Source organism: Desulfovibrio sp. 1188_IL3213 (genome assembly GCF_036763145.1).
Taxonomy (GTDB): Bacteria; Desulfobacterota; Desulfovibrionia; order Desulfovibrionales; family Desulfovibrionaceae; genus Desulfovibrio.
This window is the reverse complement of record NZ_JBAIYR010000190.1, coordinates 1-4371: the sequence shown is the minus strand read 5'-3', so window position 1 is coordinate 4371 and position 4371 is coordinate 1. Positions and strand designations below refer to the sequence as shown.

Annotated in this window: 4 protein-coding genes; 1 reads left to right on the top strand and 3 read right to left on the bottom strand. The window is 57.5% G+C overall.

Going from position 1 to position 4371, the window contains the following annotated elements; all coding sequences use genetic code 11:
• Together V6C16_RS08540 and V6C16_RS08535 are read right to left on the bottom strand one after the other, a co-directional pair.
• On the bottom strand, positions 1-142 hold a 142-nt coding region (locus V6C16_RS08540), incomplete at its 3' end, for a GIY-YIG nuclease family protein (protein WP_333543011.1).
• Positions 143-312: 170 nt separating this feature from the next.
• Positions 313-915, bottom strand: coding sequence for a hypothetical protein (locus V6C16_RS08535; protein WP_333535321.1), 603 nt, complete (start codon positions 913-915; stop codon positions 313-315).
• A gap of 510 nt (positions 916-1425) precedes the next feature.
• Here V6C16_RS08535 and V6C16_RS08530 point away from each other — a divergent pair.
• Positions 1426-2094, top strand: a complete 669-nt coding sequence (locus V6C16_RS08530) for a tetratricopeptide repeat protein (protein ID WP_333535320.1) — start codon at positions 1426-1428, stop codon at positions 2092-2094.
• 595 nt (positions 2095-2689) lie between these two features.
• Here the strand turns inward: V6C16_RS08530 and V6C16_RS08525 are convergent.
• A partial coding sequence (locus tag V6C16_RS08525; protein WP_333543010.1) for an Hsp70 family protein occupies positions 2690-4371 on the bottom strand: 1682 nt, incomplete at its 5' end.

The window sequence follows — 4371 nt, the reverse complement described above, 5'->3', positions numbered from 1 at the left end:
GCCGGCCACGCGTGTAGCGGGCGCCGCCGGCCAGAGCGCCGTTATGCTGCGCAAGGCGCCGCTCCATATCGCGGGTAATGCCGCAATACAGTGTGCCGTCTGCGCATTCCAGCAGATAAACCAGCCAGGGATCGGATGTCATGCTCGTTTCACTGTCCTGAAACCGGCCGCAATTTCACCTTGAAATTGCTCTGGCGGCTGCGTGAGCAGTCGCCCGCCGCAAAGGTGTAAGCGCAATTTACTTGCGCGGTTAAGCGCCGAAGCGAGCGTGTCTTAAACTTTGAAAATGTACATTTTCAAAGTTAATCTGCTCTAGTTGAAGCCCCCGGCAAGCCATACCGTCACAAGAAAAGAGAACAGCCAGTTGCCGAACCGCCAGAGCCAGGGATTGGGAACCCTGCCTGCAGTCATGCCGCGCATTTGGCGCAGTGTGCCTGCAATGGAGCCCAGGGTGTGGAAAAAAACAAAGCCAAGTCCCGCCAGAAAACCGAACTGCGCCAGACAGACAAGAAAAATGGCAAAGGTCACGCACGGGGCAAGGCAGGCGTTGGCGTCATTGCGCTGCGATATCCAGATGTGTCCCAGGGGGGAGCCACCGGCCTGAAAGCCTCCAGCCCCGCGCCCGCCGAAGGTGCGGCTGTAAAAAAAGCCTCTGCTGCCGGAGTTGCCCCGGCCATGCTCCTGCCCATAGGTCTGGTCCTGCCTGTTCTGCTGCTCCTGCCCGTCATCAAGGATGACTTCGGCCTCAAGCACACGGCGCTGGTCATCGCCGCTATGGCCGTTTCCATCCTGGCGACCGTCCTGGCGACCGTCATGCCGGCCATCATGCCGGGCGGAGACGGCGGGCAGGGTGTCATCGTGTCGGGCATGCCCCTCCGAAGATTCGTGGGGGGGCTTGTGCGGGGGATGGCTCATGCTCGACCTCCTGGTCTGTTCCAGGCATTTGAACCTGGTTTCAGGTAAGCGCCTGCCGCGCAGCTTTTTGGGGTTCGGCTGCGCAAGGGGTTTTGAACTGTTTCACCTGTTTCATTCTTTATTTCTCACCACATGAAAACAGGTTTTCGGAGTGAATGGTGTGGGGCATGTCCCGGATAGGCGCCCTGTATAAAGAAGTAAAGATGGTGTTTGCCGTGTTTGTGCCTTCTGGATGACGGGGCGTCAAGGGGGCGGAGAGGACCGCGTGTTTGCCGCGGAGCAGTAATCTGTAAAAAAAATGATGTAAAAACAGCTTCGTATCTTGTGCTTCAGCCATGTGGCACGAAACCTTTCAATGACGCCGAAACCGCTGAAAAGTGACGGCGGCTCTTGCCCAAGAATGGTGCGCATGCCGGGTACGGGCCATGTGCCGCCCTTGCCAAGCCCTTTTCCCGGCGCTACTCTTTACAGCATCAGGTCCGGCACAAACACGGGCCATGAGGAGGTTTTATGAAAAAGCAGTTTGGTGCGATCGTTCTGGCTCTGGCGTTTTTTCTGTTCCAGGGCATGACCGTGGCCGCGCAGCCTGCGGATCAGGTAGAGCAGAAGCTCAATGAAGCGTGGACGGCCTACAATATCGGGCAGTATAAAAAGGTGTTGCAACTGGTGCAGCCCCTTGCCTCTGACGGCAACGCCCGCGCCCAGATCATCCTTGGCCGCTGCTATGAAAACGGTCTTGGCGTGCCGCAGGATATGGAAACCGCCGCCAAGTGGTTCCGCCTTGCCGCCGAGCAGAACAACAGCGAGGCCCAGGTGCTTCTGGCCTACCAGTATGAACTGGGCCAGGGCGTACCCAAAGACGATGCCGCCGTGGTCAGGCTTATGACCAGTGCGGCCAATGCGGGCAATGCCGAAGCCCAGTTCAATCTGGCGCTGTACTACGGGCAAGGTAAGTACGGCTTTGCCAAAAATCCCGCCGAGAGTTTCCGCCTGGCCCAGATGGCGGCAAATCAGGGCAATGCCCAGGCGCAGCGTTATGTGGGCGCTTGCTACGAATACGGTGTGGGCGTGCCGGAAAACGCCGCCGAAGCACAGGTGTGGTACGGCAAGGCCAAAGCGCAGGGCCTGGAAGTGGAAGGCAATGTCTTTAATTTTGTGCGCGAGTACACCATGCCGTAAGTGAGCATTTCAAGTGTTAAATGCTCTATAGAGCAGATTAACTTTGAGAATGCACATTCTCAAAGTTTAGGACACGCTCTCTTCGGCGCTTAACAGTGCAAATACATTGCGCTTATGCCTTCTCACGCAGACGCCGGAGCAGTTTCAAAGTGAAAATGCTCTGGCGCATACGTGCGGGGAAAAGCCCAGGCCCTTCCCACGGACGTTCACGGCACTGCTTGCCGGAACGCCGCCGGGGGCCGCTTTTTCCCGCAATTTTTTTGCCTGTGCGTTTCCGGCGCGCCGGGTGCAGACGGGCAGTGACGCAACCGTGCAGCACCGCAGCATCATAGAGCAATTTCAAAGTGAAATTGCTCTGGCGGATGCGTAAGCGCAGTTTATCTGCGCGGTTAAACGCCGGAGCGGGCGTCTTGGAAGCATTGAGAATATCTATTCTCAATGCGAAAATGCTCTAAAAGATGGCAACATGCCATAAGGGGCGGGCTGTACGGGCCGGATTGGGCGGCTTTGGCATGTTTGCGGCATGCCCCGAAGCCCGCGCCTGGAGCGTTGTGGCGGGCAGCCTGCGCAAAAGCTGTGCGCCGGAAGCCCCGTATCATGACGCCGCGCCGCGCTCCACCCGGATATGGTTCAGCACTGTGAGGCGTTGCAGCAGGGCTTTGAGCGAGTAGCGTATTTTTGCTCTGGCGTCTTCCATGAGGTCCTGCCGGATTTCCTGAAAAGCCTGTCCCAACGCTTCCTGGATGTATTCTTTGTTTTTGGCGATGATTTTTTCACGATTTTTTTCATTGAGCAAAAACTGGGGCAGTCTTTTTGTGCGCAGAAAGTTTTTGCCGAACTTGCCCAACGCCCACGTGCCTGCAAAGGCCGCCGCGCCGCCCAGTACGGCAGACACCGGCTCACCGGTGGTGAGCAGCATTTTTTCACCAACGGCAAAGGCAGCCACGCCGGGCAGAACCGCAACCACCATGACATCCATAGTATTCAGCAGTGTGAGGCGCGATATCTTAACCTGCACAGCGTCAAAAAAGCTGGTGCTGAGGGTGCGGGCCGAAAAGTTGAGCCGGGGTACAAGGTGTACGCCGTTTTCACGCAGCCACCGGCTGAACTGCTGGCGCAATTCCCGCTCTATTTCAGTGCGAGCGGCTTCTGTCCTTTCGCGGATGATGCTCAGCAAGCCGGAGTCGTTGCGTATTTTTTCGCTGATTTCGCGTTCTATCTCTTCCACGGTTTTGCGGGATTGCTGCGCGGATTCAAGAACGCTCATGATGTCTCTGGACGCGATGCGCTCGGCGCAGGTTTGCGCGGCCAGCTTGGTGTGTTTTTCAAAAATGCCCTGGGCAATTTCCGCCACCCGTTGCGAAAAGGCCTCGCTCTGGTCTTCAAGCAGGTTTTTTATCTTGAGGTGCGTGTCCAGCAGCATGGGGTACAGGGCGAGGCCGTAGGCAATATCCTCATACGTGCGGGGGCTCATGACGATGTTGTCTGTGCCGAAAACGTCGTGTACGGCGTCGCGGGCAAAAAACCAGCCGCTGCTGCCGCCGGTAAGAATGACCTTGTCTACGCCTTTCTGTTTTTTGATGTCGTACAGCATGTCCTTGAACCAGGATATGAGCGCCACCTCGCGGCCTTGCAGCATGTCCGAAGCCGTGCTGCCGAGAGCGCCTTTGTTGGCGTACTGGCGGAGCATGTCCAGCAGGGGCTGCGAAGCCGTATAGCTTTCTGCGGCGCTGACAATGCGCTGCCAGGTGAGGTCGTGCAGATAGGCGTGTTTTTGCGTACCCTGTGCGTCATACCAGGAAAGGTGCAGACTCACGGTGCTGTTGATGTCTTTTTGCAGGATTTTTGAAAAGCGTTCTTTTTCCGCCCTGCACAAAACCCAATGGACGTAGTATGCGCAATTGTCGGCCTTGGTCTGTTCCGCCAGACCGGGATTGTGGCGGCAGAAAAGCTGAAAAAAGAGGTCGTCAAACAGGCGTCCGCCCAGCAGACGGTCGCCGCCGCTCTGAAGGATTTCTGAATTTTCCGCCAGCGTGAAGTCGCAGGTTCCGCCGCCGAAGTCCAGAATCAGCAGGCTGTGCTCCATATCGTCCAGCTCGACGGCCCCTGATTGCAGGCAGGATATCATGGCCGCGTCAGACTCCCGTATAAGGGAGGGCATGGGCCAGCCCGCATCGGTAAAGCAGCGCGACAGCGACGGCCCGAAGCTCTCGCGCGTGCGCGCGGGGATCCCCACGTATATCTGGCTGTCCTGCTCCAGGGTGTCGGGGGGCAGCG

Bases quoted from the DNA above. Each gene is read 5' to 3' on its own strand.
- V6C16_RS08535 (WP_333535321.1), bottom strand. From the start codon at position 915: ATGAGCCATCCCCCGCACAAGCCCCCCCACGAATCTTCGGAGGGGCAT.
- V6C16_RS08530 (WP_333535320.1), top strand. From the start codon at position 1,426: ATGAAAAAGCAGTTTGGTGCGATCGTTCTGGCTCTGGCGTTTTTTCTG.